At 71.7% G+C, this 14580-nt stretch carries 11 protein-coding genes; 5 read left to right on the top strand and 6 right to left on the bottom strand.

The annotated features are described in order from the left end of the window. Nucleotides 1-77 precede the first annotated feature (77 nt). The 4 genes from M8I34_RS28245 to M8I34_RS28230 form a co-directional block, all read right to left on the bottom strand. A complete protein-coding gene (locus tag M8I34_RS28245; RefSeq protein ID WP_250053947.1) occupies nt 78-833 on the bottom strand; it encodes a polyprenol monophosphomannose synthase in 756 nt (251 codons plus the stop codon). Next, entirely contained in the window at nt 830-2503 is a 1674-nt protein-coding gene (gene lnt, locus M8I34_RS28240; RefSeq protein WP_250053945.1) for an apolipoprotein N-acyltransferase, read from the bottom strand. The genes M8I34_RS28245 and lnt overlap by 4 nt, the downstream gene beginning before the upstream one ends. A 563-nt stretch (nt 2504-3066) precedes the next feature. Continuing rightward, on the bottom strand, nt 3067-4731 hold the full coding sequence (locus M8I34_RS28235; protein ID WP_250053943.1) for an amidohydrolase: 1665 nt from the start codon (nt 4729-4731) through the stop codon (nt 3067-3069). Between the two features lie 57 nt (nt 4732-4788). Continuing rightward, the gene (locus tag M8I34_RS28230) at nt 4789-5229 is read right to left on the bottom strand and encodes an Lrp/AsnC family transcriptional regulator (protein WP_026170119.1); all 441 of its coding nucleotides are present in this window, start codon (nt 5227-5229) and stop codon (nt 4789-4791) included. A 209-nt stretch (nt 5230-5438) separates the two neighbouring features. Here M8I34_RS28230 and M8I34_RS28225 point away from each other — a divergent pair, with 209 nt between their 5' ends. Together M8I34_RS28225 and M8I34_RS28220 are read left to right on the top strand one after the other, a co-directional pair. After that, complete coding sequence (locus M8I34_RS28225; RefSeq protein ID WP_250053941.1) at nt 5439-5864, top strand: hypothetical protein; 426 nt, start codon at nt 5439-5441, stop codon at nt 5862-5864. 531 nt (nt 5865-6395) lie between these two features. After that, nucleotides 6396-7553, top strand: a complete 1158-nt coding sequence (locus M8I34_RS28220; RefSeq protein WP_250053939.1) for a pyridoxal-phosphate dependent enzyme — start codon at nt 6396-6398, stop codon at nt 7551-7553. 107 nt (nt 7554-7660) lie between these two features. Here M8I34_RS28220 and M8I34_RS28215 read toward each other — a convergent pair whose 3' ends face one another. Next, nucleotides 7661-8833, bottom strand: a complete 1173-nt coding sequence (locus M8I34_RS28215; RefSeq protein WP_250053937.1) for an acyl-CoA dehydrogenase family protein — start codon at nt 8831-8833, stop codon at nt 7661-7663. Between the two features lie 337 nt (nt 8834-9170). On the opposite strand from M8I34_RS28215, the gene M8I34_RS28210 reads away from it, so the two are divergent. The 3 genes from M8I34_RS28210 to M8I34_RS28200 all read left to right on the top strand — a co-directional run bounded on the left by M8I34_RS28210 (nt 9171) and on the right by M8I34_RS28200 (nt 13681). Next, entirely contained in the window at nt 9171-10445 is a 1275-nt protein-coding gene (locus M8I34_RS28210; RefSeq protein WP_250053935.1) for a glycoside hydrolase family 18 protein, read from the top strand. A 322-nt stretch (nt 10446-10767) separates the two neighbouring features. Further along, nucleotides 10768-12090 (top strand): helix-turn-helix domain-containing protein, encoded by a 1323-nt coding sequence (locus M8I34_RS28205; protein ID WP_250053933.1) that lies wholly within the window; start codon nt 10768-10770, stop codon nt 12088-12090. A gap of 67 nt (nt 12091-12157) precedes the next feature. Continuing rightward, the gene (locus M8I34_RS28200) at nt 12158-13681 is read left to right on the top strand and encodes an aldehyde dehydrogenase family protein (protein WP_250053931.1); all 1524 of its coding nucleotides are present in this window, start codon (nt 12158-12160) and stop codon (nt 13679-13681) included. Between the two features lie 318 nt (nt 13682-13999). Here the strand turns inward: M8I34_RS28200 and M8I34_RS28195 are convergent, their stop codons facing one another. After that, nucleotides 14000-14422: a MarR family winged helix-turn-helix transcriptional regulator gene (locus tag M8I34_RS28195; protein ID WP_250053929.1), complete on the bottom strand. Its 423-nt coding sequence runs from the start codon at nt 14420-14422 to the stop codon at nt 14000-14002. Nucleotides 14423-14580: the final 158 nt, after the last annotated feature.

Raw genomic sequence — 14580 nt, 5'->3', positions numbered from 1 at the left:
TGGCCCGTCCCCGCACACCCCCTGAGGGTCGCCCGCGAGGGATCGTCTCCGAGCGGGCAGGCGCACCGCACCCGGCGTCAGCGGCCGCGGATCTTGTCCACCCGGGAGCCGACGCCCCAGGCGGTGACCCGCCACAGCGCCTCCACGACGATGTCCCGGCTCATCTTGCTGTCGCCCAGCTCCCGCTCGACGAAGGTGATCGGCACCTCGACGACGTGATAGCCGGCCTGCACGGCACGGCGGGCGAGGTCGACCTGGAAGCAGTAGCCCTGGGAGGCCACGTCGTCCAGGCCCAGCCCCTTGAGGGCCTCCGCGCGGAAGGCACGGTAGCCGCCGGTGATGTCACGCAGCGGCAGGTCCAGCACCAGCCGGGAGTACGTACTGCCCCCGCGGGAGATGAGCTGGCGGTACTTGGGCCAGTTGACGGTGCGGCCGCCGGGCACCCAGCGCGAACCGAGGACGAGATCGGCGCCCTTGAGGGCGGTGAGCAGCCGCGGCAGTTCCTCGGGCTGGTGCGAGCCGTCGGCGTCCATCTCGACCAGCACGTCGTAGCCGTTGTCGATGCCCCACTGGAAGCCGGCGAGGTAGGCGGCGCCGAGGCCTTCCTTGCCCTTGCGGTGCAGGACATGGACGTGCTCGTCGCCGGCGGCCAGTTCATCGGCGAACTTGCCGGTGCCGTCAGGACTGTTGTCGTCCGCGACGAGGACATGGGCCTCGGGGACGGCGGTCCGCACCCGCGAGACGATCGGCTGGATGTTCTCCGCCTCGTTGTACGTCGGAATGATCACCAACGTGGTGCCGAGCGGGCCGTATTGCCGCTGACCGTCTGTCACTGCTGTCCCTTCTCGTCCTTCGTACGCCCGCGCCGGCCGACGACTACCGCGACGGCACAGGACAGAAGCCCCACGATAGCGAGCGCCCACTCCGGAGCAGCACCGACGCGGTCGGCGAGCGTCGATTCGTCCCGCAGCGGGATACGCGCGGAGACCACACCCTGGGTGAACTCGGGGATCTGGTGGGTGATCCTGCCGTCCGGGGCGACCACCGCGCTGATCCCGCTGGTGGCGGCGGTGACCACGGCCCGGCCGTGTTCGACGGCGCGCAGCTTGGACATCGCCAGCTGCTGCTCGGGCTGGCCGGAGCGCCCGTAGGTGGCGTTGTTCGTCTGGATCACCAGGGCGCGGGCACCGGCGTCGACGGTGTCGTGCACGATCTGGTCGTAGGCGACCTCGAAGCAGATGACATCGCCGAGCCGGGCGGGGCCCACGTGGAGGACGCCGGTGTGGTCACCGGGGTAGAAGTCGCGGGGCACCCGCTGGAAACGCGTGATGATCTTGCTGAGCTGCTCCCGGAACGGCACATACTCGCCGAACGGCACCGGATGCTGCTTGGTGTAGGAGGCGCCCGGCCCCTTCTTCGGGTCCCAGACGATGCCCTCGTTGAAGACGTAGCCCTTCTTGGTGGGGTGGTCGACCAGGGCACCGACGAGGACGGGCACACCGATGGCCTTCACGGCCTCGTCGATCCGGTCGTAGGCCTGCGGGTACTGGTACGGGTCCAGGTCGGAGGAGTTCTCCGGCCAGATGACCAGGTCCGGCTTCTTGGCCCGGCCGGCCTTGACGTCGGCGGCCAGCTTCTCGGTGGCGGTGGCGTGATTGTCGGTGATCCTCATCGGGCGGCCCAGGAAGTCCATGCCGGGCTGCTGGACATTGCCCTGGACGACGGCGATATCGACGGTGTCGTCGGCCTTCGTGGGGACGGGCACGGCCAGGCCGGCCAGGGTGACCGCGGCGGCGAGCCCGAACGCTTCCAGGGCCGGGACGGCCCGGCGCAGCGATCCGTTGCCGCGCAGCCCCCAGAGGGTGGCGGCGCAGGCGGCCAACAGGGCACCGGCCAGCGCCACCGCGAAGGTCACCAGCGGGGCGCCGCCGAGCGCGGCGATCGGCGTGAACGGCGAGCCGGTGTTGGCGAAGGCGAGCCGGCCCCACGGGAAGCCGCCGAACGGAAGCCGGTCGCGGGCCCATTCCTCGGCGACCCACAGGCAGGCGGCCCACAGTGGCCCGCCCGGCAGCCGGGAGGTGACGGCGAGCGCCGCGCCCAGCAGCGCCGCGAAGAGCGCCTCGGCCACCGAGAGGCCGAACACCGCGTCCCAGCCCACGACATGCAGCCACTTCAGCAGGACCAGGAAGAACGGCAGCCCGAACGCAAAGCCCGTCCAGGCACCCTGGCGGGCGGTCCGGCCACGGGTCAGCAGCGACAGCGCGGCGACGGCCACCAGGGACAGCGGCCACAGGTCGTACGGCGGGAAGGCCAGACCGAGCGCGATGCCGAAGACGGCCGCAAGGCCGGTGCGCGGCGCCTCCCGGCGGACCAGAGCGGCGAGCCGCCGGGCGCGCCCGGGGCGCGCCGGCACGGCGCTGGAGCCCGTCTCGGCGCAGGGCACCTGGCCGTCGGGCGAGGTGCCGCTGACGGCTTCTTCGGTGGTGTCGGAACCCGATGGCACGGTCGCGGGCCTTCCTTGCAGGTCGTGGTGGTGAGCTGACCGTACATCGGGAGGCCCGGATTGCGGATATGGGGTGCACAAAAGGTGAAGGGGCACCGCCGGAGGGTAGGGGCGGGCCGCGGTGCACTGCGGTTAGGGGCCCGGCGCCCTTCGGGCCGACCTGGGACCCGCTGGCTGCGGGTCGACCGAAAGCCGTTGTCTACTGAGCGTCCGGGCCCCACCCGGGTCGCACCTTCCCCCAGGCTCTCAAGGAGCAGGGAGGGACCCCCATCCGGCCGAAACGCTCCGTTGTCCCGTGCCGCTGGTGCTGGACCTGGCTCCCAGTGGCGGTGTGCCCAAGTGGCGCACCGTCCCATGGCCCAGCTGCGTTCGACGACTGCGCGGAGGTCTCCCGGTCGGACGTCCTGTGGTGGACTCGGCCGAACCTACCGGCCGTCGACCGCCTGCTGTCAACAGGTGCTCCGCCTGCGTCGTTTTCGCGTCGCCCCAGGTCAGCCGCGAGCGCACCCAAGTGCGGCAAGGAGCGGCAAGCGCAGCCCGCGCCGGCACCTGCCCACGCGATGTCACTCGTTCGGCGGCCCGAAGACCGTGCGTCCGCCGACGACCGTGCGCAGGCACACCGGGAGGTCGTTGCCGGGAGTGAGATCGGGCAGGCCGGGGGTGCCGGAGCGGGGGTCGGTGGACCAGCGTTCCACCCGCTCGTCGGGTGCCTGGACGATCAGGTCACCGGTGCGCCAGACCGCGTAGTCGGCGGGGGCGCCGGGCACCAGGACGCCCGCGTCGTCCCGGCCGATGGCGCGCCAGCCGCCGCGGGTGTGGGCGGTGAACGCCGCGCGGGCGGAGATGCCGTGGGCGCGGGTGCGGTGGAAGACGGCGGCGCGCACGGTGCCCCAGGGGTCGAGCGGGGTGACCGGGCTGTCGGACCCGAGCGCGAGCGGGACACCGGCCTTGAGCAGCGCGGCGTACGGGTTGAGGGTGCGGGCCCGGTCGACGCCCAGGCGGGCGGCGTACATGCCGTCCTCGCCGCCCCACGCGGCGTCGAAGGCGGGCTGGACGGACGCGGTCAGGGCCAGGTCGGCGAAGCCGGCGATGGTGTCCTCGGTGAGCATCTCGGCGTGCTCGACGCGGTGCCGGGCGGCGCGGATCCGGTCGAGGCCGATCCGGTCGGCGGCGGCCCGTACGCCGGTGACGACGCTGGTCAGAGCGGCGTCGCCGATGGCGTGGAAGCCCGCCTGGAGCCCGGCCTCGGTGCAGGCGGCGACATGGGCGGCGACGGCCTCGGCGTCGAGCTGCGCGACGCCGGTGTGTCCGGCATCCGCGTACGGGGCGTGCAGATGGGCGGTGTGCGATCCGAGCGAGCCGTCGACGAACAGATCACCCGCGGCACCGATGGCCCCGAGTTCCCTGATCCGGTCCGCGTCCTTTGCGGATGCGATCACCTCGGCCCAGTAGCCGACGACGCGAGGGCCGTTGCCTTCCCCGGCCAGGGCGAGCAGCCCCGTGAAGTCGTCCTCGCCGGAGATGTCCGGGCCCGCGCACTCGTGGATGCTGCCGATGCCGAGCGAGGCGGCACGGGCCAGCGCGGCGGCCTGGGCCTCGGCGCGCTGCGCGGCGGTGACGGTGGCGTACGCGGCCTTGCGCACCGCGTGGTGGGCGGCGCCGGTGAGCGGGGCACCGGCGTGGAACCCGTCCCGCTCGCGGATGCCCGGGACCAGATCCAGCAGCGCCGTCGTCACGACGGCGGAGTGCACATCCACACGGGTGAGATAGAGGGGGCGGCCCCCGGTGGCCTCGTCCAGCTCCGCACGGGACGGCGGGCGTCCCTCCGGCCAGACGCTCGCGTCCCAGCCGTGCCCGAGCAGAATCCGGTCCGCCGGTCGCGCGTCCGCGTACCCGCGGATGCGGGCCAGCGCTTCGGTCAGCGTGCCCACCCCGACCAGATCGAGGCCGGTGAGCGCGAGACCGGTCGCGGTGGTGTGCACATGTGCGTCCGTGAACGCCGGGGTGACGAGCGCACCGTCGAGCTGGACGACCTCGTCCACGCCCCCGGCGAACGAGTCGGCCGCGCCCTCCTCGCCGACCCAGGCGATCCGGCCCCCTTCCACGACCATGGCCGTGGCGAAGGGGTCCGCCGGGCTGTGCACCTCACCGCCGCGCAGCAGGACGGTACGGGGCGGGGCCGGGTGGGAAAGGTGCTGCCGGGCCGGGTCGGGGATGCGCTCGCTCATACCGGACAGTTTGGCCCCTGCGCGGGGACGGACCGCGCGCAGGGGGGCGATCACCGGTCAGATGCGCGGCGGGCGGGCCTCGTAGGGCGTGGAGAGCACGACGGTGGTGCGGGTCGAGACGCCGGCGAGGGTGCGGATGCGGGTGAGCAGATGCTCCAGCTCCAGCGGGGTCGCGACCCGGACCTTGAGGATGTAGTTCTCGTCGCCGGCCACGCTGTGGCAGGCCTCCAGCTCGGGGACCTCGGCGAGGCGGTCGGCGATGTCGTCCGGCGCGCTGGGGTCGAAGGGTTTGACCGAGATGAAGGCGGTGAGCGGCAGGCCCACGGCTTCGGGGTCGACGATGGCGGCATAGCCCCGGATGACACCGCGCTGCTCGAGACGGCGCACGCGTTGGTGCACCGCCGAGGTGGACAGGCCGGTGGCCTTGCCCAGGTCGGTGTAACTCATCCGCCCGTCCTTGACGAGCAGATCCACGATTTGTCGGTCCAACTCCTCCACCCGCTCAACCTACTGTGCGCGGGGGCGTGTGCGCACCGCGCGCCGGATCGTGGACACCCCCGCGCCGGTCCATGTGACCAATGCCACACGTGTGAATCGGTGTCGGTGGGGTGCCGGCGATTATGCATGCGGCATGAAGGGAATTGCTGCTGGTGGCCGGGACCGCCCGTCACAGGAAGTCAGCGGTACGACCGGCCCACCCGAGGGGGATGGACATCATGCGACGCCTTAAGCAGGACTCCGCTGCCGCGCACATCGACGCCCAGGAGGGCGACAGTTTCGGCAGCTCCGGCGACGACGGTGCGGACGACTCTTTCGACACCTATGAGATCTACCGCGTGACCTGCCCCGACTGCCTACAGCCGATCGCGCTGCTGGCGGACGAGGACACACTTCCGGAGCACGCGCTGTGCGCCTCGCCGTGGAACCCGTTCGGCCTGACGGTGTGTCAGGGCTCCGGGCGGACGGCATCCGAAGCACCGGAGACCGCCGACACCCTGGACGCCCAGGAACAGGACGCGGCCATGCTGCTGACGCTTCCGGAGGGCCTGGACTGGCGCCGCCAGCCGTTCTCGCACCTCGGCGGACCCGGCACCCGCCCGGTCCGGGTACCGCGGATGCGCCCGCTCAGCTGAGAGCCTGCCGGGCGCGCACGAACGGCGCCCGGCCGGAATGAACTGACCAGAGGCCAATTCCCCGCCCAGGATGAGTTGATGAGGGCTGCGGGTGGCCGATTTCCAGCCGGGCGCGACAGCCGAATGCACGGCCGGACCCGCAGCCGGACGCGGAGCCGACTCGAAGCTGTCGTAGAGCGGGTATGCCTGCCAATCCCCAGTGACAGTAGGCCCATTGGGTCTCCCGTTGGCGCTGAACCGGCGTCGGCCGTTTCGTTGACGAGGAAGTCGTCAGTATCGAGCGGGCTTGGTCGCCCAACCGGGCCAAGTCGGGTACGCCGGCGCCTTCCAGTGGTCGCACTCGGCGCCGGTGACGCAGCGCGCCCGCCACTCCCCCAGACGCCGACCCACGCTCGACCCCGGCTGAGCAAGTGAATTGACGGTGCATCAGTCGCACTACAGTGCCGTTGGACCTCAAGGCGGTAGGGGGTCAAGCTCACTTTCACCTGTTACCTTCTCAGGGTCGATACCGAACTGATCCCTGGAGCCACGGTGACCCCACGACCTCCTCTGCACTGCCTGCGCTGCACCCGCCCCGCAGAGGGTTTCGACGGCTGCCGGACCTGCGCCGCGGAGGGCATCGGCGTCAATACGATGCCGCCGCTGGCGGATCTGGCCGGTGTGGACCTCGCCGCGTATCCGGGCGGGCCGTGGGGCCTGCCGACGGCGCTGCCCGTGTCCGGTCCGCCGGTGACGCTGGGCGAGGGCAACACCCCGTGCATCCGGCTGCGGATGGACCCGGGCCCATCCCAAGATGGCCATCCCGTCGGGGAGTTGTGGCTGAAATACGAGGGTGGGAATCCGACCGGCTCGCACAAGGACCGGGCGATGGCCGTCGGGGTGGCCGCGGCGGTGGCGGCCGGTGCGGACACCGTGGTCGCCGCTTCCTCCGGCAACGCGGGGGCGGCGGCCGCGGCGTATGCGGCACGGGCCGGGCTGCGCTGTGTGGTGTTCACCAACGAGGCGGTGCCCTCGGGACTGCGGGCCCAGATCGACGCACTGGGCGCCGAGCGGAGGGTCCACCCGGGCACCACCGGCGAACGGAACGCGGCGATGGCCCGAGCGGTCGAGGAGCACCACTGGTACCCGCTGACCAGCTACTCCTCGCCCTCACCGGGTGGGAACCCGTATGCCAACGAGGGGTACAAGTCCGTCGCCTACGAGCTGGCGCGGGACTTCTCCGGGCGACGGCTCGATGCCGTGGTGGTACCCACCAGCCGGGCGGATCTGCTGGCCGGAATCGGTCGCGGATTCCGGGAGTTGGCGGCCGCGGGACTGATGGCGCAGGAGCCCCGGCTGGTGGCCGCGGAGCCGTCCGCCTCGGCGCCGTTCACCGCCGCGCTGCGCCGCCCGGACCGCGCGGAGCAGGAGCGTACGCGAGTGACACACGGGCCGACGGTGGCGTTCTCCCTCGGCGAGGAGCGGCCCTGCTGGCAGGGGCTGGACGCGCTGTGGCGCAGCGCCGGCTCGGCCGTTGCTGCGGACGACGACGCCATCATGGCGGAGCACCGGAGGCTGGCGGCAGAAGGTCTGATCCTGGAGCCGTCCTCCGCCGTCGGGTCCGCCGTGGCACGGGATCTGGCCCGGACGCCCGGCGCGCTGGTGGTCGCGATCGGGACGGCGACGGGGCTCAAGGGGCTGGCGGGCTGAGGTCGGGGGGCCGGCCGGGCAGGAAGCCGGCCAGGCGGGAGGCCGGGCCGGAAGAGTGCAGGGCGGCGGGGCGGACGGGGAGAGCTCTCGGTCCGCCCCGCCCCCGCTCAGCGCGTCTCGGGGCCCGCGAGGTGGCGGGCGATGACCATCCGCTGGATCTGGTTGGTGCCCTCGACGATCTGAAGGACCTTGGCCTCCCGCATATAGCGCTCGGCCGGGAAGTCGAGGGTGTAGCCGTAGCCGCCGAGGAGCTGGACGGCGTCGGTGGTCACCCGCATCGCGGTGTCCGTGCAGAAGAGTTTGGCCATCGCCGCTTCCTTGGAGAACGGCAGACCGGCGTCGCGCAGCCGGGCGGCGGTGAGATAGAGGGCGCGGCCGGCCTCGATCTGGGTGGCCATGTCGGCGAGCATGAAGCGCAGGCCCTGGAAGTCGACGATCGGGCGGCCGAATTGCTGCCGTTCGGAGGTGTACGCGAGCGCCTCGTCCAACGCCGCCTGGGCGACGCCGACGGCGCAGGCCGCGATGCCCAGGCGCCCGGAGTCCAGGGCGGAGAGGGCAATGGCGAAGCCCTGGCCCTCGTCCCCGAGGCGGCGGGAGTCGGGGACGCGGACGGCGTCGAAGTGCAGCTGGGCCGTCGGGGACCCCTTCATCCCCATCTTGCGCTCGGGGGCCGCGGCGCTGAGGCCCTCGGCATCGCCGGGGACCAGGAAGGCGGTGATGCCGTGGGCGCCGCTGCCGCCGGTGCGGGCCAGCACGGTGTAGAAGTCGGCCACGCCGCCGTGGGTGGTCCAGGCCTTGGTGCCCTCCAGCTTCCAGGTGTCGCCCTCCCGGGTCGCCCGGGTGGTCAGGGAGGCGGCGTCGGAGCCCGAGGAGGGCTCGGAGAGGCAGTACGCGCCGATGAGTCCGCCACCGAGCATGTCGGGAAGGTGTTCGGCGCGCTGCTCCTTGGTGCCGTACCCGGCGAGCGCATGGCAGGCGAGGGTGTGCACGCTGACGCCGAGGCCGACGGTGAGCCGGGCGGCGGCGAGCTCCTCCAGAACCTGGAGGTAGACCTCGTAGGGCTGGCCGCCGCCACCGAATTCCTCGTCATAGGGCAGCGAGAGCAGTCCGGATTCCGACAGCAGGGTGAAGGTCTCGCGCGGGAAGTGGCCGGCGTCTTCTTCCTCGCCGGCCGTTGGCCTGATCTCGCGCTCGGCGAGCTCACGTACGAGGGTCAACAGGTCGCGGGCTTCCTCAGTGGGCAGCCTGCGGTCCACCGGCCGGGGGCCGTACTCGGTCATGGCGGCGCTCTCCTCCCTGTCGGGCGCTGCGGCGACACGCGCGGGGTGGGCGGCGGCGCCGGTTTTGTGGTGCCAGGCCGATGATCGCGTTCCGGGTCGCGGAAGGCGATGACCTGCGGCGGTGGCGCTAGGAGTATGCCCGATCGGAGGCCTCGCGTCACGGGTTGATCATCACTGGCTGCGGGAATCCGGCCCCGTACCGACCGGTCACGATATTGGTCCGAACCATTGACGCACTGGTCTAGTCCTTCTAGCTTCTCCTCCAACGTTCAACGCGTTCATGCCAATTCGGAACGCAGGTCAGGCTCCACCCCTCGACCCCCTCCGAGGAGACGACATGCTCAGACCGCACCGGATGCGATCGCCGCGCAGAGTGATCGCCGCCGCCACCGCACTGTGTACCGCGGCACTGGCCGGCACCCTGCTCGCCGGACCGGCATCCGCCGACCCGGTCCGCTCCCCCGCCCCGCAGCATCCCGCCACCACCACGGCGGCGCCGTCCGCGGCGGGCGACAAGGTGGTCGGATACTTCACCAACTGGGGTGTCTACGACCGCAATTACCACGTCAAGAACATCGAGACGTCAGGCTCGGCGGCCAAGCTGACGCACATCAACTACGCCTTCGGCAACGTCCAGGGCGGCAAGTGTGCCATCGGTGACTCCTACGCCGACTACGACAAGGCCTACACCGCCGACCAGAGCGTCGACGGCCAGGCGGACACCTGGGACAACGGCGCGCTGCGCGGCAACTTCAACCAGCTGCGCAAGCTCAAGAAGCTGCACCCGGGCCTCAAGGTGATCTGGTCGTTCGGCGGCTGGACCTGGTCGGGCGGCTTCACCGAGGCCGCCAAGAACCCCGACGCGTTCGCCCAGTCCTGCCTCGACCTGGTCGAGGACAAGCGCTGGGCGGATGTCTTCGACGGCATCGACATCGACTGGGAGTACCCGAACGCCTGCGGCCTGACCTGCGACACCAGCGGTAAGGACGCCTTCACGAAGGTGATGAGGGCACTGCGGTCGAAGTTCGGCCAGAGCAATCTGGTGACCGCGGCGATCACGGCGGACGCCTCGGCCGGCGGCAAGATCGACGCGGCGGACTATGCGGGCGCGGCGCAGTACGTCGACTGGTACAACCCGATGACGTACGACTACTTCGGCGCCTGGGACGCCAAGGGCCCGACGGCGCCGCACTCCCCGCTCACGTCGTACAGCGGCATCCCGAAGGCCGGCTTCAACAGCACCGACACCACCACCAAGCTCAAGGGCCTCGGCATTCCGGCGGGCAAGCTGCTGCTGGGCATCGGCTTCTACGGCCGTGGCTGGTCGGGTGTCACGCAGGACGCACCGGGCGGCAGCGCGACCGGCGCGGCTCCGGGCAAGTACGAGGCCGGTATCGACGACTACAAGGTGCTCAAGAGCCGCTGCCCGGCCACCGGCAAGGTGGGCGGCACCGCCTACGCCAAGTGCGGCGACCAGTGGTGGAGCTATGACACCCCGGAGACCATCGGCACGAAGATGGCCTTCAAGGACGCGCAGGGTCTGGGCGGCACGTTCTTCTGGGAACTGAGCGGTGACACGACCAACGGTGAGCTGATCAAGGCGATCAAGTAGCCGCAGCGGGGCACGGAACCGGAGGGGCGGGGGGCGCGGCGGCCTCCCGCCCCTCCGGCACGCCCTGCACGGAGGCGGCGACGTCTGTTGATGCCCCAGGCAGGCAGACAGACAGGCGGGCGCGGGGCGGCCGGACAGCCCGGCTTCGCTCACCGCCGGCTCCGATGATCGCCGCGGACGCGTTGCGGAGGCGTTGCGGACGGGTACAGGGCGACCACCGGGACGCCTGTGGGTGACCTGGCGCGCCCGCGGGGTTTACTGCCCCGTCCGGTACGAGCACCATCGGCCGTACGGGGCAGGAGCCGCATGGGAGAGGTGACGCGTGGTCAACCCTTGGCTGGCGATGGAGGCCGGTGCCGATCCGGTGGAGCGCACCCGCACGGTGCGCCGGGCGCATGCGGCCTTCCTGGCCGACGGGACCGTGGCGCCACCGGTCCGCCGGGTGGTCGCCGACTCCTGGCGCCGCTCCGCCGACGCCCGGGCCGCGGCGGACGGCGCCGCGCCCATCGATCTGGACGAGGGCGCACTGGACGCCTACCGGGACGGGCATCCACTGGCCCGTGCGATGCCCGTCTTCCGGGAGCTGCTGGGCAGCTTCGCGCAGGACGGCGCGCATCTGCTGGCCGTCTGCGATCCGCAGGGGCGGCTGCTGTGGGTGGAGGGGCACCGCGGGGTGCGGCGCAGTGCCGAGCGGATGAACTTCGTGGTCGGCGCCCGCTGGGACGAACGGCACGCCGGCACCAACGCCCCGGGTACCGCGCTCGCCGCCGATCACGCCGTACAGATCTTCGCCGCGGAGCACTACAACCGTCAGGTGCAGCGCTGGACCTGCGCCGCCGCCCCGCTGCACGATCCGCGGACCGGGCGGCTGCTGGGCGCGGTCGACATCACCGGCGGCGACCATCTGGCGAGCCCGCACAGCCTGGCTCTGGTGCAGGCCACCGCCCGTGCGGCGGAGGGCCATCTCGCCGCGGACGTACCGGAGTTGGGTGTCTGCCTGTCGGCGCTGGGCCGGGACGAGGCGCTGCTGGTGGTGGACGGGGAGCGGCTGCGGCTCGGTCGCCGGCACAGCGAGATCATGGTGCTGCTGGCCCGGCACCCGGAAGGGCTGACGGGTGATCAGCTCTCGGTGCTGCTGTACGGCGAGCGCGATATGCGGCCGGTGACGCTGCGGGCCGAGCTGTCCCGGCTGCGCCACCTCGTCGGCACGCTGCTGCATTCGCGTCCGTACCGGCTCAGCCGGCCCGTCGAGACCGATCTGTGCGTGGTCGAGGAGGCGTTGGCGGCCGGCGAGGCACAGTCCGCACTGGGCGCCTACCGCGGTCCGCTGCTGCCGCTGTCGGAGGCGCCCGGCGTGCAGCGGCTGCGCGGTGCGCTGGAGGACCGGCTACGGCGTGCGCTGCTCGACGCACGCGACCCCGGCCTGCTGCGTGAGTGGTCGCGCAGCCCCTGGGGCGAGGACGATCTGGAGATCTGGGAAGCCCTGGTGGACGCCCTTCCGGAGCGCTCCCCGGCGCGCGGGGCACCGATGGCCACCGCGGACCGGCTGCGTGCGGCGTACGGCCTGACCGGCGGATCCGCCGGTGCCGTGCGCGCCCCGGCGGCCGCGCATGTCGCAACGTTCACGCAACCTCCGCGGCTTTAGCCTGCGCACAACGCCCGTCACACGGGAGTGGCGGGCACCGCGCCGAGAGCGATTGGGAGGCCGCACCATGGCCCGTTACGCCAGCCCGGGTTCCGCCGATGCCGTCATGAGCTATCTGCCCCGCTACGACCACTGGATCGGCGGCGAGTTCGTGGCGCCGGCACTGGGCCGGTACTTCGAGAACCCGACCCCGGTCAACGGGCAGCCGTTCACCGAGGTCGCGCGGGGCACGGCCGAGGACGTCGAACGTGCCCTGGACGCGGCGCACGCGGCCGCGCCCGGCTGGGCCCGCACGGCCGCCGCCGACCGCGCCGGCGTCCTCAACAAGATCGCCGACCGGATGGAACAGAACCTGGAGGCCCTGGCGGTCGCGGAGAGCTGGGAGAACGGCAAGCCCGTACGGGAGTCCCTGGCAGCCGACATCCCCCTGGCCATCGACCACTTCCGCTACTTCGCGGGCGCCATCCGCGCCCAGGAGGGTTCCCTGTCGGAGATCGACGAGGACACCGTCGCGTACCACTTCCACGAGCCGCTCGGAGTGGTCGCCCAGATCATTCCCTGGAACTTCCCGATCCTGATGGCGACCTGGAAGCTCGCCCCGGCACTGGCCGCCGGCAACGCCGTGGTCCTCAAGCCGGCCGAACAGACCCCCGCCTCGATCCATTTCTGGATGAGCCTGATCGCGGACCTGCTGCCGCCGGGCGTCATCAACATCGTCAACGGCTTCGGCGCCGAGGCGGGCAAACCGCTGGCCTCCAGCCCGCGGGTCGCCAAGGTCGCCTTCACCGGTGAGACCACCACCGGCCGCCTGATCATGCAGTACGCGTCCGAGCACCTGCGGCCGGTGACGCTCGAACTGGGCGGCAAGAGCCCCAACATCTTCTTCGACGACGTCTCGTCCGCCGCGGACGACTTCCACGACAAGGCGCTGGAAGGCTTCACCATGTTCGCCCTCAACCAGGGCGAGGTGTGCACCTGCCCGTCCCGGGCGCTCATCCAGCGCGGCCACTACCAGGACTTCCTGGCGGCCGGGGTGGCGCGCACGGAGAAGATCGTCCAGGGGCACCCGCTGGACACCGACACCATGATCGGCGCCCAGGCCTCCAACGACCAGCTGGAGAAGATCCTCTCCTACCTGGACATCGGCCAGAAGGAGGGCGCCCGCATCCTGACCGGCGGCTCCCGGGCCGAGCTCGGCGGCGAACTGGAGGGCGGCTACTACGTCCGTCCGACGGTCTTCGAGGGCAACAACGAGATGCGGGTCTTCCAGGAGGAGATCTTCGGCCCGGTCGTCGCCGTGGCCCCCTTCAGCGACTTCGACGACGCGATCGGCATCGCCAACGACACGCTCTACGGCCTCGGCGCGGGCGTCTGGACCCGCGACGGCTCCACCGCCTACCGCGCCGGCCGCGCCATCCAGGCCGGGCGGGTATGGACCAACTGCTATCACGCCTACCCGGCCCACGCGGCCTTCGGGGGCTACAAGCAGTCCGGGATCGGCCGGGAGACACACAAGATGATGCTGGACCACTACCAGCAGACGAAGAACCTGCTGGTGTCGTACTCGGCCAAGAAGCTCGGCTTCTTCTAAGGGCCTGAGGAAGGGCGCCTGAACCGGGTCTTTACCCGTCAGGCGCCTTTCGCTCGGCCCGCTCGGCCCGCTCGGAGCTCGGCCCGGTTCTGTTGCGTTGTGCCTCTCCGTTCCTCCTGCCGCTGTCCCGCTCCTGACCAGTGGTTCCGGTCCATTTGCGGTCCCGGTCCCGGCTCACCCCGCAGGAGCCGCGCGTCCTCGCCCGCGCCCACGTCGTGCCGTACGCCGAGGCGTCCACATCGTTTCTTGGCGAGAGCCAGTGCCCCCTGGGGGCGCGTGCCGGGCGTCGCGAGGGGGCGAACGTTGCTTGTCGGGGCGCTAGCGTGCGGCGAGCCGCTCCAGCAGGGCGGTGCTCCGTGCCAGCAACGCCCGTTCCTCATCCGTGAGTTCGGCCTCGATGGCCTGCGCGAGCCAGCCGGCCCTGCGGCCGCGCTCCGCTTCGAGCGCGGCCCGGCCCGCGTCCGAGAGCTCGACGAGCGACTTACGGCCGTCCGTGGGGTGCGCCCGACGCGTGATCAGGTTCTGTTCCATGAGCAGCCCCACCGACCGGGCCATCGACTGGGGGCGTACGCGCTGATCGGCGGCGAGGTCGCTGGTGGTCATGGCGCCGTTGCGGTCGAGTGCACCGAGCACGGCGGCCTGGCCCAGCGGGATGCGGTCCTCGTGTTTGACACGTCGGGTGAGCTTGCCCACCGCGGTGCGCAGTTCGGCGGCGATGGCGGCGGCTTCCGAGGTGGGCATAGGGCACTTTACCCCGTTGGCCGGCATTGCTGTGCAGCTGACCTGCACAGCAATGCTGTACAGCAAAACTGAGCAGCATTGCTGTAGGGTTTGGCATTGTCGGGCTCAGCGCCAGCGTTGTCGCAGCCAGGGCCACGGCACACGACAACGGGAAGGAA

It is taken from the genome of Streptomyces sp. MCA2 (genome assembly GCF_023544705.1).
Taxonomy (GTDB): Bacteria; Actinomycetota; Actinomycetes; order Streptomycetales; family Streptomycetaceae; genus Streptomyces; species Streptomyces decoyicus.
The sequence above is the reverse complement of the archived record's forward strand: the minus strand, read 5'-3'. Positions and strand labels throughout refer to the sequence as shown.